This is a genomic window from Rhodococcus rhodochrous (assembly GCF_900187265.1).
Lineage (GTDB): Bacteria > Actinomycetota > Actinomycetes > Mycobacteriales > Mycobacteriaceae > Rhodococcus > Rhodococcus rhodochrous.
This window is the reverse complement of sequence record NZ_LT906450.1, coordinates 3,987,130-4,006,260: the sequence shown is the minus strand read 5'-3', so window position 1 is coordinate 4,006,260 and position 19,131 is coordinate 3,987,130. Positions and strand designations below refer to the sequence as shown.

18 protein-coding genes and 1 pseudogene are annotated in these 19,131 nt (G+C 69.0%); 16 read left to right on the top strand and 3 right to left on the bottom strand.

Annotated elements, in window-relative coordinates:
* Nucleotides 1-142: 142 nt before the first annotated feature.
* The 6 genes and pseudogenes from CKW34_RS18315 to CKW34_RS18290 all read left to right on the top strand — a co-directional run bounded on the left by CKW34_RS18315 (nucleotide 143) and on the right by CKW34_RS18290 (nucleotide 6,704).
* Nucleotides 143-1,336, top strand: coding sequence for an MFS transporter (locus CKW34_RS18315; RefSeq protein ID WP_059383363.1), 1,194 nt, complete (start codon nucleotides 143-145; stop codon nucleotides 1,334-1,336).
* A gap of 5 nt (nucleotides 1,337-1,341) precedes the next feature.
* Nucleotides 1,342-2,241, top strand: a complete 900-nt coding sequence (locus tag CKW34_RS18310) for an alpha/beta fold hydrolase (RefSeq protein ID WP_059383362.1) — start codon at nucleotides 1,342-1,344, stop codon at nucleotides 2,239-2,241.
* Nucleotides 2,238-3,572, top strand: coding sequence for a D-inositol-3-phosphate glycosyltransferase (gene mshA / locus CKW34_RS18305; protein ID WP_059383361.1), 1,335 nt, complete (start codon nucleotides 2,238-2,240; stop codon nucleotides 3,570-3,572). The genes CKW34_RS18310 and mshA overlap by 4 nt, the downstream gene beginning before the upstream one ends.
* A complete protein-coding gene (locus CKW34_RS18300) occupies nucleotides 3,569-4,123 on the top strand; it encodes a type III secretion system chaperone family protein (protein WP_059383360.1) in 555 nt (184 codons plus the stop codon). Before mshA ends, CKW34_RS18300 begins: the two co-directional genes overlap by 4 nt.
* Before the next feature lie 442 nt (nucleotides 4,124-4,565).
* A pseudogene (locus CKW34_RS18295) lies at nucleotides 4,566-4,892 on the top strand (transglycosylase family protein); the annotation flags it as partial.
* 225 nt (nucleotides 4,893-5,117) lie between these two features.
* Entirely contained in the window at nucleotides 5,118-6,704 is a 1,587-nt protein-coding gene (locus CKW34_RS18290) for an AMP-binding protein (RefSeq protein ID WP_059383358.1), read from the top strand.
* A 76-nt stretch (nucleotides 6,705-6,780) separates the two neighbouring features.
* Here CKW34_RS18290 and CKW34_RS18285 read toward each other — a convergent pair whose 3' ends face one another.
* Complete coding sequence (locus tag CKW34_RS18285) at nucleotides 6,781-8,553, bottom strand: hydroxysqualene dehydroxylase (RefSeq protein WP_080968328.1); 1,773 nt, start codon at nucleotides 8,551-8,553, stop codon at nucleotides 6,781-6,783.
* 195 nt (nucleotides 8,554-8,748) lie between these two features.
* Here CKW34_RS18285 and CKW34_RS18280 point away from each other — a divergent pair, with 195 nt between their 5' ends.
* The 3 genes from CKW34_RS18280 (at nucleotide 8,749) to CKW34_RS18270 (ending at nucleotide 11,628) form a co-directional block, all read left to right on the top strand.
* Entirely contained in the window at nucleotides 8,749-9,495 is a 747-nt protein-coding gene (locus CKW34_RS18280) for a phosphoglyceromutase (RefSeq protein WP_059383356.1), read from the top strand.
* A gap of 199 nt (nucleotides 9,496-9,694) precedes the next feature.
* Entirely contained in the window at nucleotides 9,695-10,876 is a 1,182-nt protein-coding gene (locus tag CKW34_RS18275) for a sensor histidine kinase (RefSeq protein WP_059383355.1), read from the top strand.
* A 62-nt stretch (nucleotides 10,877-10,938) separates the two neighbouring features.
* Nucleotides 10,939-11,628 (top strand): response regulator transcription factor, encoded by a 690-nt coding sequence (locus CKW34_RS18270; RefSeq protein WP_059383421.1) that lies wholly within the window; start codon nucleotides 10,939-10,941, stop codon nucleotides 11,626-11,628.
* On the opposite strand, the gene CKW34_RS18265 is transcribed toward CKW34_RS18270, so the two are convergent.
* The gene (locus CKW34_RS18265) at nucleotides 11,610-12,440 is read right to left on the bottom strand and encodes a hypothetical protein (protein ID WP_059383354.1); all 831 of its coding nucleotides are present in this window, start codon (nucleotides 12,438-12,440) and stop codon (nucleotides 11,610-11,612) included. The two genes, CKW34_RS18270 and CKW34_RS18265, sit on opposite strands and share 19 nt — an antisense overlap.
* Before the next feature lie 45 nt (nucleotides 12,441-12,485).
* Here CKW34_RS18265 and CKW34_RS18260 point away from each other — a divergent pair, with 45 nt between their 5' ends.
* Genes CKW34_RS18260 through CKW34_RS18250 form a run of 3 tightly spaced genes read left to right on the top strand, consistent with a single transcriptional unit; the run spans nucleotide 12,486 to nucleotide 15,653 of the window.
* Nucleotides 12,486-13,439, top strand: a complete 954-nt coding sequence (locus tag CKW34_RS18260) for a Ppx/GppA family phosphatase (protein WP_080968326.1) — start codon at nucleotides 12,486-12,488, stop codon at nucleotides 13,437-13,439.
* On the top strand, nucleotides 13,436-14,695 hold the full coding sequence (locus CKW34_RS18255; protein WP_059383352.1) for a hypothetical protein: 1,260 nt from the start codon (nucleotides 13,436-13,438) through the stop codon (nucleotides 14,693-14,695). Before CKW34_RS18260 ends, CKW34_RS18255 begins: the two co-directional genes overlap by 4 nt.
* Nucleotides 14,696-14,699: 4 nt before the next feature.
* Complete coding sequence (locus CKW34_RS18250) at nucleotides 14,700-15,653, top strand: sugar phosphate isomerase/epimerase family protein (RefSeq protein ID WP_059383351.1); 954 nt, start codon at nucleotides 14,700-14,702, stop codon at nucleotides 15,651-15,653.
* Here CKW34_RS18250 and CKW34_RS18245 read toward each other — a convergent pair.
* Nucleotides 15,612-16,028, bottom strand: a complete 417-nt coding sequence (locus CKW34_RS18245) for a hypothetical protein (protein ID WP_059383350.1) — start codon at nucleotides 16,026-16,028, stop codon at nucleotides 15,612-15,614. The two genes, CKW34_RS18250 and CKW34_RS18245, sit on opposite strands and share 42 nt — an antisense overlap.
* 93 nt (nucleotides 16,029-16,121) lie before the next feature.
* Here CKW34_RS18245 and CKW34_RS18240 point away from each other — a divergent pair, with 93 nt between their 5' ends.
* From CKW34_RS18240 to CKW34_RS18225, 4 genes are all read left to right on the top strand, one after another.
* A complete protein-coding gene (locus CKW34_RS18240) occupies nucleotides 16,122-16,787 on the top strand; it encodes a MerR family transcriptional regulator (protein WP_059383349.1) in 666 nt (221 codons plus the stop codon).
* Nucleotides 16,784-17,641 carry a thioesterase family protein gene (locus CKW34_RS18235; RefSeq protein ID WP_059383348.1) on the top strand — a complete coding sequence of 286 codons (858 nt, stop codon included), beginning with the start codon at nucleotides 16,784-16,786 and terminating at the stop codon, nucleotides 17,639-17,641. The genes CKW34_RS18240 and CKW34_RS18235 overlap by 4 nt, the downstream gene beginning before the upstream one ends.
* A gap of 51 nt (nucleotides 17,642-17,692) precedes the next feature.
* Nucleotides 17,693-18,553: a pyrroline-5-carboxylate reductase gene (gene proC / locus CKW34_RS18230; protein ID WP_059383347.1), complete on the top strand. Its 861-nt coding sequence runs from the start codon at nucleotides 17,693-17,695 to the stop codon at nucleotides 18,551-18,553.
* Between the two features lie 237 nt (nucleotides 18,554-18,790).
* Nucleotides 18,791-19,027, top strand: a complete 237-nt coding sequence (locus tag CKW34_RS18225; RefSeq protein ID WP_059383346.1) for a helix-turn-helix domain-containing protein — start codon at nucleotides 18,791-18,793, stop codon at nucleotides 19,025-19,027.
* Nucleotides 19,028-19,131: the final 104 nt, after the last annotated feature.

Genomic DNA, 19,131 nt, shown 5'->3' with positions numbered 1-19,131 from the left:
TACCCAGCATGGCCGCTCCCGTCACGGAACGTGCGGAATCGGGCAGCGATGTGCGGACGCGGGGAGGCACCTGCACCCGGCGCGGTCGGTCGGCCATAACGTTGACCGGACCGGATCGGACCGAAGAGAACGCGAGAAGCACGTGACAGGAGAGAAGGGTGGCTCGTACCGCGAGTTGTTCGCAGCGCCGGGCGCAGCCGCGTTCTGCCTCGCGGGATTCGTGGCGCGCCTGCCGATCGCGATGGTCGGGATCGGCATCGTCACGATGTTCTCGCAGCTCGAGGGGAACTACGCGGTCGGCGGTGCACTGTCCGCGGTGTTCGCGCTGTCGTACGCCGTACTCACCCCGCTCGTCTCCCGCGCGGTCGACCGGTACGGCCAGCGGCGGGTCCTCCCCACGGCGGCGGCCGTCAGCGCGGTCGCCACCCTCGCGATGCTCGCCGGCGTCCGATTCGAGGTGCCCACGGTGTGGCTGTTCGTCTGCGGGATCCCGGCGGGACTCATGCCCACGATCGGCGCGATGGTGCGAGCGCGGTGGACGCAGCTCTACGGCGGCACTCCACGACTGCGCACCGCCTTCGCGCTCGAAGCGGTGGTCGACGAGCTGTGCTTCATCGTCGGCCCCGTCCTGTCGGTGGGCCTGAGCGTGGCGGTCTTCCCCGAGGCCGGCCCGCTGCTCGGCGCGGTCCTGCTGCTCGTCGGCACCCTCGCCCTCGCGGCGCTGCGCAGCACGGAACCGCCCGTGCAACCGAACACCGACGGCCGTGCGCGGACGAACATCCTGCGCATGCCCGTCCTCCTGTCCATCGTCGTGGTGATGGTCGCGATGGGTGTGGTCTTCGGGGTGATCGACGTCGCGGCCGTCGCGTTCACGGCCGAACAGGACTCCCCGGGATCGGCCACCTTCGCGCTCGCACTGTTCGCGACGGGTTCGGCGCTGAGCGGCCTTGTCTTCGGGAGCCGGGTGGGGTCGAATGCCCCGACCCGCCAGTTGTTCGTCGCCACCGGCACTCTCGCCGTCCTGCTGTGCCCGTTGCTGCTCGCCGGTTCGGTGCCGATGCTCACGGTGCTGTACTTCGTTGCAGGATGCGCGATCTCGCCCATCATGATCGTGGCGACGTCGCTGACGCAGCAGATCGTGCCGCCCGACCGGCTCACCGAGAGCATCACGTGGACCGTCGCGGGTCTCGGGGTCGGTGTCGCCGCGGGTTCTGCGCTGGTGGGACAGGTCATCGACCGGACCGATGCCGGCACCGGCTATCTCGTGGCGGTCGCCGCGGGCATCCTCGCGGTCACCTGTGCCGGCGGGATCCATGTGCGGGCACGGTTAGAGTGACGCGCATGGCAGTTCGTGAAGTGGCCGGTATCGACGGCACCTCCCTCGTGTATCGCGCATTCGGCTCCGAAACGGCACCGGTCCTGGTGCTGCTCCACGGATGGGCGCAGTCGTCGCGGTGCTGGGGCGACGGGGTTCTCGACGCACTCGCCCGCGACTTCCGTGTGGTCGCCGTCGACCTGCGCGGACACGGTTATTCGCAGGCTCCCGAGACCGGATACGCCGATCGCAAGCTCTGGGCCGGCGACCTCGCCGCGGTGCTCGCCGCCGAGAACGTCTCCGGGACGAACCCGGCGGTGCTGCTCGGATGGTCCTACGGCGGTCTGGTGATCTGCGACTATCTCGCCGAACACGGCGCGGAAGCCGTCGCCGGCCTCGTCCTCGTGGGTGCCATCACGAGCATCGGGCGCGGCGAGAAGGGCGGACGCGTCGGTGCCTCGATGCGTGCCGCGATCCCCGCCGCGATGTCCGAGGACCCGAAGGAAGCGGTGCGCGCGCTCGGTTCCTTCGGCAACGCGCTCACCGGTCCCGTCGAGGACAGCGCTCTCCTCGAGGGCAAGGGTGCGGTGTCGCAGGCACTGTTCGGCGCGAGCCTGTCCACCCCGCCCCGGGTCCGTGCGGCGCTGTTCGACCGAGCGGTGGGCAACGACGACCTGCTCGCCGGCCTGGACGTGCCGGTTCTCCTCCTGCACGGCGACGCCGACTCGGTCGTCGACGTCTCCGCGGCGCACCATGCGGCGTCGCTGCTGCGCCGCGCCACGACCTCGATCTGGGAGGGCGTAGACCACGGTCCGTTCGTCGAGGATCCCGACCGGTTCGCGTCGGAGGTCGGAGAGTTCGCTCGAGCTGCGACGGCGGAGGCGGCGACACGCGAAGATCGGCAGCAGGGCAGTATGGAGGGGTGACGTCCCAGCCCAGCCGCCCGCACCGCGTGGCCGTGATCTCGGTCCACACCTCGCCGCTGGCGCAGCCCGGAACCGGGGACGCAGGCGGTATGAACGTGTACGTCCTGCAGACCGCTGTCGAGCTCGCGCGTCGCGGCGTCGAAGTCGAGATCTTCACCCGCGCGACCTCGTCGGCCGCCCCGGCCGTGCAGCAGGCCGCGCCCGGGGTGCTCGTCCGCAACATCGAGGCCGGTCCGTTCGAAGGACTCGACAAACACGATCTGCCGACGCAGTTGTGCGCATTCGCCGCCGGCGTGCTGCGCGAGGAGGCACGGCACCCGCAGGGCTACTACGACCTGGTGCATTCGCACTACTGGCTGTCGGGGCAGGTCGGCTGGCTCGCCCGCGACCGCTGGGGCGTGCCGCTCGTGCACACCGCCCATACGCTCGCCGCGGTGAAGAACGCCTCGCTCGCCGAGGGCGACACCCCCGAACCCGCGGCCCGGCAGATCGGGGAGCAGCAGGTCGTCGCGGAGTCCGATCGCCTGGTCGCCAACACCGCCGACGAGGCGGGGCAGCTCGAACGTATCTACGGGGCCGATCCCGCGAAGATCGACGTTGTCGCGCCGGGCGCCGACCTGAATCGTTACCGGCCCGGCGACCGCGCGGCCGCCCGCGCCGAACTCGGACTCGACCCGCGCGAGACCGTCGTGGCGTTCGTGGGCCGCATCCAGCCGCTCAAAGCTCCCGACGTGCTGCTCGAAGCCGCGGCGCGGGCACTCGCCGACGACCCCGGCATGCCGCTGCGGGTCCTGGTGGTGGGAGGGCCGTCGGGAACGGGTCTCGAGCGCCCCGACGCGCTCATCGAACTCGCGTCCGCACTGGGTATCGCGTCGCGGGTCACCTTCCTCCCGCCGCAGCCGCCCGACCGTCTCGTCCAGGTCTACCGTGCTGCGGATCTCGTTGCGGTGCCGAGCTATTCGGAGTCGTTCGGTCTCGTCGCGATCGAGGCGCAGGCTTGCGGCACGCCCGTGCTGGCCGCGAACGTCGGTGGTCTCGGCGTCGCCGTGCGCGACGGGGAGACCGGCATGCTCGTCGACGGGCACCGCATCGACGACTGGGCGACGGCGCTGCGTTCCCTCGTCGGCGATCCGGATCGTCTCGCCCGGTTCGCGGCGACCGCGCCCGTGCATGCGGAGTCCTTCTCGTGGGAACACACCGCGGAAGGACTGCTCGACAGCTACCGACGGGCCGGGATGCGACGCAACCGCGCCTTCGGTACCGGCGAGCATTCGCTGCGACGGCAGCGTGGAGTGTGGAAGTTGCGACGGACGAGGGGAGTCACGGCATGAGCGACCGGCTCATCGAACTGATCGATTCGACGCTGCGTGATCGCGAGCTCGAATTCTCCGTCAAGGAGGGCGGGCACTTCGTCGTCGAGCTCCCGGGCGAGAAGAAACTCAAGACGACCACCCTGCTCAGCGTCGGACAGCACGGTGTGCGGGTCGAGGCGTTCGTGTGCCGCAAGCCGGACGAAAACTTCGAATCGGTGTACCGCTACCTGCTGCGCCGCAACCGGCGCCTCTACGGCGTGGCGTACACGCTCGACAAGGTCGGCGACATCTACCTGGTGGGACGCATCGCCGCGCACGCGGTGACCCCCGAGGAGATCGACGCGGTCCTCGGGCAGGTCCTCGAGGCAGCGGACCACGACTTCAACATCATCCTCGGTCTCGGCTTCATCACGTCGATCAAGCGCGAATGGGAATGGCGCGTCTCGCGCGGCGAACCGTTGCGCAATCTCGAGCCGTTCCGTCACCTCATCGAGGAGGAGACCGGCACGCCGTTCGAGCCCGATGTGGACGACGACGAACCCGAGGATCGGCGCGAAGCGAACGGGTGACGGCGTTGCCGAACACCGTTACCGCGCCGTGAACATGTCCGGTTGGAGAGGTCTGCACGGCCGTATCGTGTGACCATCACCACAATCGAAATCCGCTGGAAACGTCCGGGAAACGGTGCGTTCCCTCGAAGCGACCTGCGGTTTTGTCGATCGCCGGTTCGGTTTCTCGCACAGCCGTACCGGAAAATCGACCCGTGACCTCGCCGTGATGAACCCTTACCGTCGATGTAGGCCCGATACCGACGGGCGTTACACACCGGCCCCGCAGCCGCTCGTTCCACCCCCGCGGGATTGTCGGATCCACAACCTGCCGAGGGGTGGAGCGAGAGAGCGACCGGGCGTGTATCAGCACCGCACCGTGTTGCCGGCACCGACCGTCCAGCCATATGTGGCGGACCCATTGCGTCGGGGCCTCGCAAGCAGCCGGAAAGGATTCATCCACATGGCAAAGTTCACGATCAAGCGCGCCCTGGGCACCCTCGCTGCCTCCACTGCACTCGTTGCGACCCCGTTCGCCCTGGGTGCCGGTACCGCCAACGCCGCATCCGGCAACTGGGATGCCGTCGCACAGTGCGAGAGCGGTGGCAACTGGGCGATCAACACCGGTAACGGCTACTACGGCGGCCTGCAGTTCTCGCAGAGCACCTGGGAGGCCTACGGTGGCTCCGGCACCGCGAGCAACGCCTCGCGCGAGGAGCAGATCCGCGTCGCCGAGAACGTGCTCGCCGGACAGGGCGTCGGTGCATGGCCGGTCTGCGGTCAGTACCTCTGAGCGCAGCTCCGGTAGCCTCCGGGCGCAGACCCGGTAGCTTCCGAACCCCGCGTGCGATCCGTCGCATGCGGGGTTCGTGCTCTCCGGCAGGCGAATCGCGCCGGGAACGGTATCCTCGCAATCCTCACACAACACGTGTGACGGGCTTCACAGCCGCTGCGGTAGTGTGAACTCGACCGAAAGTCGGCACGGCGTGCCAGCAGAATGCTCGGAGGATGAGTAATGAGTTTCCGCAGTCCCTTTCCCGACGTCGACATCCCGGCATCGAGTGTCTACGACTTCCTGTTCGGTTCGCTCGACGAGTCCGAGCTCGATCGACCCGCGCTGATCGACGGCGCGTCCGGCGCCGTGACGGACTACCGCACACTCGTGGCCCACATCGACGCCGTCGCCGGAGCGCTGGCCGCCCGGGGCATCGGCGTGGGGAAGGTCGTCGGGCTGCTCGCACCCAACGTGCCGGCCTTCGCCTCGGTCTTCCACGGCATCCTGAGGTCCGGTGCCACGGCGACCACGATCAACGCCCTCTACACGGCCGGTGAGATCTCGAAGCAGCTCGACGACTCGGGGGCCGCCGCACTGTTCACGGTCTCCCCGTTCCTGCCGCAGGCCGAGGAGGCCGCCGCGGCCGCGGGGATCCCCGACGAGCTGCTCTTCGTGCTCGACGGCGCCGAGGGCCACCCGTCCCTGCGCGACCTGCTCACCGAGGGCTCCCCGGCTCCGACCGTCGAGTTCGATCCGGCGACGCATCTCGCGGTGCTGCCGTATTCCTCGGGCACGACCGGCCGGCCCAAGGGCGTGATGCTCACGCACCGCAATCTCGTCGCGAACGTCTGCCAGATCACCCCGCGGATGGGGATCTCCGCCGACGACCGTGTGCTCGCGCTGTTGCCGTTCTTCCACATCTACGGCATGACCGTGCTGCTGAACGCCGCGCTGTACAACCGGGCGTCGCTGGTGACGATGCCGAAGTTCGACCTCGTCGACTTCCTCACCTACATCTCGGAACACAAGTGCACGTACGTGTTCATCGCACCGCCGGTCGCCGTCGCGCTCGCGAAGCACCCCCTCGTCGACCAGTACGACCTGTCGAGTGTGCACACGGTCTTCTCCGGTGCCGCACCACTCGACAAGGAACTCGCCGGATCCGTTGCGAAGCGCTTGGGCTGCAACGTCCGACAGGGCTACGGCATGTCGGAGATGTCTCCCGTGTCGCACGCAATCCCCTTCGACGACAACGAGACCGAGCTCGACTCCGTGGGTCCGACGATCGCGAACATGGAATGCAAGATCGTCGATCCCGCGACCGGCGAGGAAGTCGAATATCCCACCGGCGACGGTGTTTCGGCGCCCGGCGAACTGTGGTGCAAGGGGCCCAACGTCATGGCCGGTTATCTCGGCAACCCCGAGGCCACGGCCGACACCCTCGACGAGGACGGCTTCCTCCACACCGGCGACATCGCCACCGTCGACGGGAAGGGCGCCGTCCGGATCGTCGACAGGCTCAAGGAACTCATCAAGTACAAGGGCTACCAGGTGCCGCCGGCCGAACTCGAAGCCCTGCTCCTCACGCACCCGCAGATCGCCGACGCCGCGGTGATCGGGGTCCGCGACGACGAGGGCGAGGAGGTTCCGAAGGCCTTCGTCGTCCGGCAGCCGGATTCGACGGTCACCGAGGACGAGGTCATCGACTTCGTGGCCGCGCGGGTCGCGCCGCACAAGAAGGTCCGGCAGGTCGAGTTCATCGACACGGTGCCGAAATCCTCTGCGGGCAAGATCCTTCGGAAGGATCTGCGTGCCCTGAACGCCTGACGGACGGGCCGACGAAATGTGGATCCCCGGGAGACCGTGTGTCTCCCGGGGATTCCGCTGTCCGGACCCTGTCCGATCAGGCCAGCATGTGCGGTTGTCCCGCCCGGTACCGGTCGGCGTCGATGCGCCGCAACGGTTCCAGTTCGGGCGGTTCGTGCAACTTGTACAGCGCGGGCGGTGCGGCGGGCGACCCCGCCGTCTGCAGCAGTGCACCCACTGCCGCCCGCGCCGATTCGTTCGCGCCCTCCATCGTCGCGAGGTCGATGTCGTTGCGGACGTAGTCGCCCGCGAGGAACAGGTTCGGGATCGCGGTGTGCGCCTCGGGCCGGTTCGCGAGCGACCCGGCGGTGTTGATGAGCAGCGGGGTGTCGTTGGTGACGCCGCCGGCTCCCCACTTCACGCCGGGATCGAGGAACCACGAGACGATATCGTTCTCGTCGATCGCGCCCGTCCCGTCCTCGAGGCAGGCCGACATCTGCGCCCACACCTCGCGGGCGATCTCCTCCGGCGTGCACTGCTTGGCGGTTCTGCCGTAGAGGATGCCGGGGGTGTCCCAGTCGGAGATGTCCACCGACAGGCAGTCGTGTGCCGAACCGTCGCCGTACCGTTGCGCGAAGTCGCCGCGCCAGAACTGGGCCTGGCTGATCGATGTGAGCGCCCACGGCGAACCGAGATAGGCGACGTGACCCGGCGTGATGGGGGTGGGTCGCCGAAGGAAGTACTGGATGCCGACCATCCAGTCGGTGACCAGAGCGTTCATCCGTTCGAGGCCGGGATCGGCCGCGAGGATCTCGGGTGACCACAGCGAGACCGCGCGTTCGGCCGGCATCGCCGCGACGAACCAGTCGGCCTCGGCGCGGGCCCGATTGCCCGACCCGTCGACGACCCGTGCACCGGTGATCCGTCCGCCGGAGATCTCCAGGGCCTCGGCCGCCCAACCCATTTCGAACTTCACGCCGAGGTCGCGCAGGAGTTGCGCCCACGGGTCGATCCACGCCTCGTTCGTCGGTGCCGACAGCAGGCGGTCGAGATGTCCGTACTGGGGCACGGTGCCCATCGCGTTCCACACGAAGGCCTGGCCCATGATGCCGATGGTGCGGGTCGAGACGGTCTGCGGCCGTGCCGCGACGAGCTGACGGGTCAGTGCGGAGACGAGGATCTCGCGGTAGCCCTTCGACTTGCCGTCGGCTTCGAGGGTCTGCGCCCACGTCTGGTGTTCCCATTGGTCGTTGCGACGTTCGAGGCTGCTGGTGAGGAACATGACGAGTTTGCGCATGAAGACCGCGAGCTCGTGCGGGGGGATCGAGCCGCCGAGGGAGAAGGCTGCCGTCAGGCTCTCCTGCAGGCTCAGCGGGTCGTAGACGTCGAAGCGCAGCGGTGCGATGGAGGCCGGGGCGGTGAGGTCGGGCGCCCCGGGGATCGCCATCCGGAATCCGTGTCCCGCAACGAGATTGTCGAACACGCCGTTCGGGTTGCCGGGGAACGGGATCCGCCGCATCGTGTCCGGGATGTGCTGGTAGAAGCCGGGGAAGAAGCGGAAACCGTGTTCGCCGGGCAGATCGAGGCGGCCGCCTGCCGCGGTGCCGGGGGAGGGGATGCTGCGCGCCTTGCCGCCGAGCGCGGTCGGTTCGAAGACGGTGACCTCGAAGCCGCGCTCGATCAGTTCGTGCGCGGCGGCCAGTCCGGCCATCCCGCCACCGAGGATCGCGACCCGACGTCCGCCGGAGTGCACCGCCGGCGCGCGGCGGCCCGGCTGTGCCGCTGTGGGTGGTAGGGCGGCTGCCGTGGGTGGAAGGGCTGCGGCGGCACCGAGCGCCCCGAGGGCGGTGAGGACGGTGCGGCGGGACATGCGTGTGTCGGGCTGCGGACCCCCGTGTGACTTCGGACCCCCGTGTGACATCGAACCCCCCGTGTGTGTCGGTGATGACGAACTGTGGTGCGCGGCGCCGACTCCCGCGTTCCTGGCAACGCGCGTTGTCAGATATAGCCCACGATCGGGGGCGCCCGTGGCGAAATCGCCATCCGTGCATGTCAGGATTGGGTCATGACTATCGGAACACTTGTTCTGCTCCGCCACGGCGAGAGCGAATGGAATGCGATGAACCTGTTCACCGGCTGGGTGGACGTGCATCTGACGGACAAGGGGATCGCCGAGGGCAAGCGGGCCGGTGCCCTCCTCGTCGAGCACAACGTGCTTCCCGACGTCTCCTACACCTCCCTGCTGCGCCGCGCGATCAGCACCGCCAACTTCGCGCTCGACGCCGCCGACCGGCACTGGATCCCCGTCATCCGCGACTGGCGTCTCAACGAGCGCCACTACGGTGCGCTCCAGGGCAAGAACAAGTCCGAGATCAAGGACGAGTTCGGCGAGGAGCAGTTCATGCTGTGGCGTCGTAGCTACGACACCCCGCCGCCGCCGATCGAGCCGGGTTCGAAGTACAGCCAGGACGCCGATCCGCGCTACGCCGACGTCGACGAGGTCCCCCTCACCGAGTGCCTGAAGGACGTCGTCGCCCGCCTCATCCCGTACTGGGAGTCGACGATCTCCAAGGATCTGCTCGCGGGCAGGACCGTGCTGGTCACCGCGCACGGCAACTCGCTGCGTGCGCTCGTCAAGCACCTCGACGGGATCTCCGACGACGACATCGCCGGTCTCAACATCCCGACGGGCATCCCGCTTCGTTACGACCTCGACGAGAACCTGCGCCCGCTGAATCCGGGCGGCACCTATCTCGACCCCGAGGCCGCGGCCGCCGGTGCGGCAGCGGTCGCCAACCAGGGCGCCAAGTAACAGTTCCTCGGAACCGAACCGACCCCGTCGCCGATCGGTGACGGGGTCGGTTCGTTCGTGCAGGTCCGTCGCGGAGTCGTCCGTTCCGGGCGAACAAAGGGTGAACAACACTCCAACAACCGAGAAATGCGGTGTGACGTGCGGGAAATGCCGTCGACCCGGTGTCCGGTGGGGTACCGGTGTCATTACGATTCGAAGTGTGAGTGTTACGCAGGCCGTGTTGCTGGCCGTGGTCGCAGCGGTCCTCGGCGGGATCGTCACCGTCGCCGTCGGGAGGCTGGTGCAGCGCCGGGCCCACGGTAGCGACGAAGCCGACCTCACGATGTTCGACGTGCTCGACCGGGTCGTCCACGGGGCGTCGACCGGGATCGCGGTGGTCGACAAATTCCACGACGTCGTCCTGTCGAACCCGCGCGCCGAGGAACTCGGTCTCGTCCGCAACCGGCAGATCGACGACCGGGCCTGGGTGGCCGCCTGCCGGGTGCTCGAGACGAGGAAGCCGATCGAACTCGACCTGGGCGCGAAGGCATTGCTCGGCCGCGAGCCCGTGGCGGTGCGCTGTACCGTCCGGCCGCTGCTCGACCAGGACCCGCGCTTCGTCGTGCTCTACGCCTTCGACGACTCCGAGCACGTCCGCATGGAGGCCACCCGGCGCGACTTCGTGGCCAACATCAGCCACGAACTCAAGACGCCCGTCGGCGCGATGGCGTTGCTCGCGGAGGCGCTGCTCGAATCCGTCGACGATCCCGACACCGTCCGCCACTTCGGCGAACGGGTCCAGCGCGAGGCGACGCGCCTCGGCAACATGGTGACCGAGCTGATCGCGCTCTCGAAACTCCAGGGCGCCGAGAAACTGCCCGATCTCGAGGTCGTGGACGTCGACGCCGTCGTCGAGGAGGCCCTCGACCGCACGCGCCTGACCGCCGAGAACGCCTCGATCACCATCAGCACCGACCGGCCGAGCGGTCTCGAGATCCTCGGCGACCGAACGCTGCTCGTCAGCGCCCTCACCAACCTCATCGAGAACGCGATCGCCTACTCGCCGGCCGGCTCACCGGTGACGATCAGCAGGTCGCTGCGCGAGGGCAAGGTCGCGATGGCCGTCACCGACCGGGGGATCGGTATCGCGAAGGAGGACCAGGAACGGGTCTTCGAGCGTTTCTTCCGCGTCGACAAGGCCCGGTCGCGGGCCACCGGAGGCACCGGCCTCGGCCTGGCCATCGTCAAGCACGTCGCCGCGAACCATCACGGCGAGATCACCCTGTGGAGCAAGCCCGGTACCGGCTCCACCTTCACCCTTCTCGTCCCGGCCCACCTCGAGGACGCCGACGACGACGAGGACGACACCGCCGGCCGCACCGAGAAGGCGGTCGGATCGTGACACAGACCCCCACCCGGGTTCCCGGGCGGACGGACACCGAGAAACAGACGGAGGACCAGCTCGTGACGCGTGTGCTGATCGTCGAGGACGAGGAATCGTTGGCGGATCCGCTCGCCTTCCTGCTGCGCAAGGAGGGGTTCGAGACGACCATCGCCGGCGACGGCCCGTCGGCCCTCGCCGAGTTCGACCGGAAGGGTGCCGACATCGTCCTGCTCGATCTGATGCTCCCCGGAATGAGCGGCACCGACGTGTGCAAGCAACTGCGGACCCGCTCGGGTGTGCCGGTCATCATGGTTACCGCCCGCGACAGCGAGATCGACAAGGTCGTCGGGCTCGAACTCGGCGCCGACGACTACGTCACCAAGCCGTACTCGGCGCGCGAGCTCATCGCCCGGATCCGCGCGGTGCTGCGGCGCGGATCCGACACCGAGAGCGAGGCGGCGGCGGACGACGGACTGCTCGAGGCCGGGCCCGTGCGGATGGACGTCGACCGTCACGTCGTGCATGTCAACGGCGAGCCGATTGCCATGCCGCTCAAGGAATTCGACCTGCTCGAATATCTCCTGCGGAACTCCGGGCGGGTGCTCACCCGCGGACAGCTCATCGACCGGGTGTGGGGCGCCGACTACGTCGGCGACACCAAGACCCTCGACGTCCACGTCAAGCGACTGCGCTCGAAGATCGAGGAGGACCCGGCCAAGCCGCGCCACCTCGTGACGGTGCGCGGCCTGGGTTACAAGCTCGAAGCCTGATCGGAACCGGCAGCCGAGTGCGCCTGTGCTGCCGACGTCGCGGGATGGATCGCGATCAGACCCAGTCCCTGGCGTCGCCGGCACAGGCGCGCGAGCTCGTCGTAGGCCGCCGCACCGAGGAGTTCGGTGAGTTCGGGGGCGTACGACTGCCAGACCGGGCGCTCGCCGACGTGAGCGTCGGGGGAGCCGGAGCAGTACCAGTCGAGATCGTGGCCACCCTCACCCCAGCCGCGCCGGTCGTACTCGGTGATGACCGTGCGCAGGATCTCGGTGCCGTCGGGACGCTCCACCCAGTCCTGGGTGCGGCGGATCGGGAGCTGCCAGCACACGTCGGGCTTCATCTCCAGCGGTTCGATGCCGCGTCGCAACGCCATGGTGTGGAGGGCGCAGCCCTGGCCGCCCTCGAATCCGGGACGGTTGAGGAAGATGCACGCACCCTTGTAGCGGCGGGTGCGCAGGGCGGGCTCGTCGTCGATCTCGTCCTCTTCGAGGTAGCCCTTCTTGCCCAGGCCCTTGTCCATGAACTGCCAATCGGCCGGCGTGAGGTGTTTCACTGCCTTCGCCAGCTTCTTGCGATCGTCGTCGTCGGACAGGAACGCGCCGTGCGAGCAGCACCCGTCGTCGGGGCGCTCGGCGATGATGCCCTGGCACGCCGGAGTGCCGAACACGCAGGTCCACCGCGAGAGCAGCCATGTCATGTCTGCGGCGATGACGTGTTCGTCGTTGTCGGGGTCGGTGAACTCCACCCACTCCCGAGGAAAGTCCAGAGGGACTTCGGGGGCCGGGTCGAGTTTGTGTGGGGCATGGGACATACCTGCTGTCACAGGTCCCGACGGTAGACCCAGTACCGTATTGATGTGCGCTTAGGGGTACTCGACGTCGGAAGCAACACCGTTCACCTGTTGGTGGTGGACGCCCATCGTGGTGGGCACCCCACGCCGATGAGTTCGACGAAGGCCACGCTGCGGCTGTCCGAGAACATGGACGACAACGGCGACATCACCTCCAAGGGCGCCGATCGGCTCGTCGAGACCACTGCCGAGTTCGCCAGTATCGCCCGCACCTCTGGATGCGGCGAGCTCATGGCGTTCGCGACGTCCGCGGTGCGCGACGCCGGCAACTCCGAGACCGTCCTCGATCGGGTGCGCCGGGAGGCCGGGGTGTCGCTGGACGTGCTCTCCGGTGAGGACGAGGCGCGGCTGACCTTCCTGGCCGTGCGCCGCTGGTACGGCTGGAGCGCCGGGAACATCCTCGACCTCGACATCGGCGGTGGTTCGCTCGAGCTCACCTTCGGTGGCGACGAGGACCCCGAGATCGCCTACTCCCTCCAGCTCGGTGCGGGACGGCTCACCCGCGACTGGTTCCGCGAGGACCCGCCCGGCAAGCGCCGGATCTCCGCGCTGCGCGACTGGCTCGACGCCGAACTCGCCGAACCGGCGAAGGTGCTGCGCAGCGCGGGCGACCCCGACCTGTGTGTGGGTACCTCCAAGACCTTCCGGACCCTGGCCCGCCTGACCGGCGCGGCCCCCTCCTCGGCCGGCCTGCGGGTACAACGGACTCTGACGGCGAGCGGACTGCGCCAGCTCATCGCCTTCATCTCCCGGATGACCACGGCCGACCGGGCGGAACTCGAAGGCGTCAGCTCGGATCGGTCCGAGCAACTCGTCGCCGGCGCCCTCGTCGCGGAGGCGAGCATGCGTGCCCTCGGGGTGGAGACGCTGCAGATCTGCCCGTGGGCGTTGCGCGAAGGCCTGATTCTTCGGAAGCTCGATACGGATATGGGTGGCGAACTGGTGGTGGCAACCGGATGAGCGGGAATCGCAGCAACGACACGGGGCAGATCTCCGTGGCCGAGCTGTTGGCGCGTAACGGCCAGAAGGTGGGAACGCGGGCCGGGGGACGACGCCGACGAGGCGCGAGCGGCGGCATCTCCGTCGCCGAACTGACGGGTGAGATCCCGATCACCCGCGCAGACAGCAAGGTCGAGCGGCACACCGCGACCGATGCGGAAAGCGCTGCCGGGCAGGCGGATTCGTCGACCTCGACGGCTGCTGTCGAGGCGGAGACCCCGCCGAAGGCCGTCCCGGCGCCACGCAAGGTCGAGACCCCGAAGCTCGAGACGCCGAAGGCGGCGACCTTCGCGCTGTCCGACATCGAGAAGACCACCGTGACCCCGCGGGTCGCCGTCGGGACGAAGACGCCGCCGGTGAAGACCGGAACGAGCACGCCTGCTGTCACGAAGACACCGCCCGCCGCGAAGACACCGCCCGCCGCGAAGACGCCCGCATCGACGGACGCGGTGTCGAAGACCGACGCGGTGTCGAAGACGGATGCGGTCTCCAAGGCCGCCGCACCTACGGAAGCGGCGTCCAAGGCGGCTCCGCCCAAGATCGAGTCGCCGACCGAGGTCATCCGTCCCGAGGCGCTTCCCCGTCGCGCGCGGGCGCATCTCGGAGCGGCCGCGACCGGCTCGCCGTCCGGTGAGGGAGCAGCGGTCGCCGACAAGAAGTCGGACACGAAGTCCGAGAAGGCGAGCGCCCCGGCGGTGTCGGTGCGCAAGGCCGACGTCGCCGAACCGCGACTGCTCTCCGGCCCGGCCAGCGACCTGCAGGGCACCGGCTCCGGCGCCGAGGACTCGACCGACACCATCGGTGCCGCGGACACCGGGTCCGACGCCTCCGAGAAGGCGGCATCGTCGCGGTCGCGGAAGTCGCGCGGCAAGGGCGGGAAGGCAGCGGCCGACGCCGCCGACGATTCGGCACGGAAGAGTGTGGACGACGACGAGTCCGCCGACGCGGAGCAGGGCAGCGGCCTCAAGCAGTGGGCGTTGCTGATCGGCGAGAGTGTCGCCGCGATCGTCGCGGGCGGATTGCTCTTCAAGGGATTCGAACGATTGTGGGATCTCCTGCCGTGGGTCGCCTTCGCGCTCGCGCTGCTGGTGATCGTGGGCCTGGTCGCACTGGTGCGTGTGCTGCGGCGCACCGACGACATCACGAGTCAGCTCATCGCGCTCGCGGTGGGAGCATTCGTGGCCTTCGGGCCGCTGTTGTTCCTGCTGCCCGGGTGAGCCGATGCCGACCGCGCAGGGAATCCGGGTAGGGCTGTCCACCGCTTCGGTCTATCCGGAGAACACCGAAGCGGCGTTCCGCTTCGCCGCCGATCTCGGTTTCGACGGGGTCGAGCTGATGGTGTGGGCCGAACCGGTGAGTCAGGACCCCACCTCGGTGGAACGTCTGGTCCGCCGGTACGGCGTGCCGGTGCTCGCCGTGCACGTGCCGTGCCTGCTGATCTCGCAGCGCGTGTGGGGATCCGATCCGGCCGCCAAGCTCGACCGTTCGGTACGTGTCGCCGAGATCCTCGGTGCGGAGACCGTCGTGGTCCATCCGCCCTTCCGGTGGCAGCGTCGCTATGCGGAGGGATTCTCCGACCAGGTCGCGGCGCTCGAGGCCGACAGTCACGTGGTGGTCGCGGTCGAGAACATGTACCCGATGAGAGCCGATGTCGTCTTCGGCGGTCGTGATCGCGGCGCCGAACGTCTGCGTCGGCGCGGGCCGGGCCGCGCGGTCTCGGCCTACAGCCCGTCGCTCGACCCCACCGACACCGGCTTCGCGCACTACACGCTCGACCTGTCTCACACCGCGACTGCGGGGGCCGACGCCCTCGCGCTCGCGGATCGGATGGGGGAGGGGCTCACCCACCTCCATCTCGCCGACGGCCGGGGCTCCTCGCTCGACGAACATCTCGTCCCGGGAACGGGCACGCAGCCGTGTGCGGATGTCTGCCGCCGGCTCGCCGAGAGCGATTTCGGCGGTCACGTGGTCCTCGAGATCAGCACTCAGAGTGCACGGACGCGTGCGGAGCGCGCCGGGATGCTGGCGCGTTCGCTGGCCTTCGCGCGCACGCACCTGGATCGCTCGGCGACGCGCGCGATCACCGCCGGCCCCGAGAGTCCCCGGCACACGGACATCGCGCGCGTCCCCGCCTCAGAGGCCGGCGATTCCGGCGGCGAGCACGGCGACGCCTGAGATCAGCACGCCCGCGGTGAGGGAGGCGGCGCCGAGCCACACCGCCGCGAACATCCGGCCGGGCCGGGCCGGATCGGGCCCGAGCACCGACAGGAAGAAGCCTGCCGGGATCAGGATCGCGGCGACGAGCACGGCGATGGCGCCGGCCGCCGACCAACCGGGTGATGCGCCCACGACGTGCGTGAGGACGGCGATGAGCAGCCCGAGCGTGACGAGTACTCCCGCGTGGGCGTGACCGGCACGGAAGAACGTCTTCTGCAGGTCGTTGGTCGGTACGCCGCCCGCGGCGACGCGTAATAGGAAGGTGCCTCCGAAGGCGATGCCTGCGACGGTGAGCACGGTGCTCCCGAGAACGATGGTCAAGAGCGGATGCATGAGGCCTCCTCGGCCGGGACTCCAGTATCGGATAGTTTCACTATCCAATACTGGATAGTTGTAGTATCCGGTGTCAAGGGATGGAGGTGATCTGTGCGTATCTCGGAACTCGCCGAGCGCTGCGGCGTACCGCTGCCGACGGTGAAGTACTACCTGCGTGAAGGGCTGCTCATGCCGGGCGTGGCAACGAGCGTCACCTCGGCGACCTACGACGACCGGCACGTCCGCCGCCTGGGTCTGGTCCGCGCTCTCGCCGCACAGGGCCTGCCCCTCGAGAAGATCAAGACCGTCGTGGATCTCGTCGACAACCCGCGCGACGACCTGTTCGTCGAACTCGGCCACGCCATCGCCGCGCTGCCGCCCTACGTCGAGGACTCGGCCGGTCCCGACTATCCCCGCGCCCGCCGCCTGCTCGAGCGCCTCGGCCAGATCTACGACCCGCGGTTCGCGGCCGTGGCGCAACTCGAACATGCGCTCGCAGCCCTCGAGGCCGCCGGCCTGCGGATGGACGACCGCCGGATCGACGCCTACGGCCGGCACGTCCGCGCCATCGCCGAAGTCGACCTCGAGTTGCTGCCGACGCACTCCCGGGAGGCCACCGTGGAAGCGGCCGTGCTCGGGACGGCCCTGTACGAACCGGTCCTCACGGCCATGCGCCGACTGGCCCACCAGCATCTCGCCGCCCGCGTGTTCGGGTCCGGTGAATCTCCCACGACCGGCGCCGATCAGGCCCCGAACGACGACCAGGAGCAGCAATGACTCTCACCGACCAGCCCTTCCTCGACCTGACCTCGGTCACCCGGGTGCCGGGGGAGCACCCCGACGGCACCTCTGCCTGGCAGGCGCACATCGATCCGGTGTGGACCATCGGACCCAAGGTGCACGGCGGATGCATGCTCGCGGTCTGCGCGTCCGCAGCACGCAGGTCGGTGCTCGACGCCGGTGTCGACCCGCTCACCCAGCCCCTGGCCGTGAGCGCCTCGTTCGTCGCCGCGCCCGATCCCGGCGACGTCGAGCTCACCACCGTCCTGCGCAAGCAGGGCAAGCAGATCGGTCTCGTGGACGTCGAACTGTCCCAGGCCGGACGCGTAGCGGTGCGGGCGAGTGTCACCCTCGGCGCCCCGGACACCGGAGAGCCCTTCCACACCGTGCCGCACCGCGCGACCACCATGTCCGCCGACCCGCCGGCCGAGTCGGTGCTCGTCACCCCCGAGCACCCCATGGGGCAGATCGTGAAGTTCGCCGCAACCTCCCGGCTCCGGATCGACTCCTCGACCGCACGCTTCCTCGACGGGCAACAGGGCGAACCACTCGTGTCGATGTGGACGCGGCCGTCGCCGGGCGACGAGGCGGACGTCGACACCTCGGTGCTGTTCGCGCTCATGTGCGGCGACGTCTCGGCTCCCGTCGCGATGAACCTCGGCCGCTTCGGCTGGGCGCCGACGGTGCAGCTCACCGCGTACCTGCGGCGGGTGCCGGCTCCGGGATGGCTGCGTGTCATCGCCGAGAGCAGCGTCCTCGGCAACACCTGGTTCGAGGAGGACCACACCGTCGTCGACTCGACCGGCCAGGTCGTCGTGCAGTCGCGTCAGCTGGCCATGATGCCCCGCTGACACACCCCACTGTGGTGTAGGCCGCACGGGCGGTCGTGGCAGGCTGTCCCCATGACGAGAATCGCAGTGATCGGTGGCGGCAGGATCGGCGAGGCGCTGGTCTCGGGCCTGCTGAAGAACGGCTTCGCGACCAAGGACCTCGTGGTCGCCGAGAAGTTCGAGGAACGACGCGAAGAACTGTCGCGGACCTACTCGATCCGGGTCACCGACAGCACCTCCGACGCCGCGGAAGGCGCCGATGTGGTGGTCGTGGCCGTCAAGCCCAACGACGTGGACGTCGTCGTCACCGCCCTCGCGGCGGTCGACGCCGGGAACGACGACGAGCAGATCCTGGTGTCGCTGGCCGCAGGCATCCCGACGGTCCGTTACGAGACCAAGCTCCCGGCGGGCTTCCCCGTCGTGCGCGTGATGCCGAACACCCCGATGCTCGTCGGGGAGGGCGCGAGCGTGCTGTCCGCCGGTCGGTACGTCAAGCAGCAGCACCTCGACACGGTCCGCGAGATCCTCGCGAGCGTGGGAACGGTCTCGGTGGTCCCGGAATCGCAGATCGACGCGGTCACCGCGGTCTCCGGATCCGGCCCCGCCTACTTCTTCCTCGTCGCGGAGGCGATGATCGACGCCGGTGTCTCGCTCGGCCTGACGCGGGCCGTGGCCACCGATCTGGTGGTGCAGACGATGACCGGCTCGGCCGCGATGCTCGCGCGTTCGGGGGACAACGCCGCCGATCTGCGCGCCGCGGTCACCTCGCCGGGTGGCACCACGGCGGCTGCCATCCGTGAACTCGAGCGTGGAGGGCTGCGTACGGCCTTCTACGAGGCGCTCGACGCCGCGAAGCGTCGCTCCGCGCAGCTCGGGGCGGCATCGGACCAGCCGTCGCCCGCGGCCCGGGAGGGGCTGTCCGGAACCGCCTGACAGGGCGTCCACCCGAGGCTCTCGCTGGGTGTCCCTGCGGAGCGCTCACAGGCGTCACTGCGGAACGCTGACAGACGTCACTGCGGGGCGTAGCGTGGCGACGAACAGCCGCCCGCCGGAAATTCCCCAGTTGCATCGTCGCACAGGAACCATTCGTCACGCTAAGCTCGAATCAGCACGTGCGTGTCTGTTCCGCCGGAGGGGAAGCCGGCGGCGCGGGCGTGCCGGAGGTGTGTAATGGTTTCAGGAAACACGCCGTCGAAGGGTCAACCTCGAGACGGACAGTCGGTTCTCGCCGGTACCCAGTTCCTGACGGTTGCCGAGGTGGCAGCTCTCATGCGGGTGTCGAAGATGACCGTGTACAGGCTGGTGCACAGTGGCGAACTACCCGCAGTGCGCGTGGGACGCTCGTTCCGCGTGCATGCGAAGGCCGTCCACGACTACCTCGAGACGTCGTACTTCGACGTCGGATAGAGGTAGAGCAGGGACGGTCGGCGCGTCGTCGGGGGACGACGGTACGACGAACGGATCCGGTGCGCGAGGGAAGTCGCGTTCCGGGGCGGACCTCGGTTTCACGC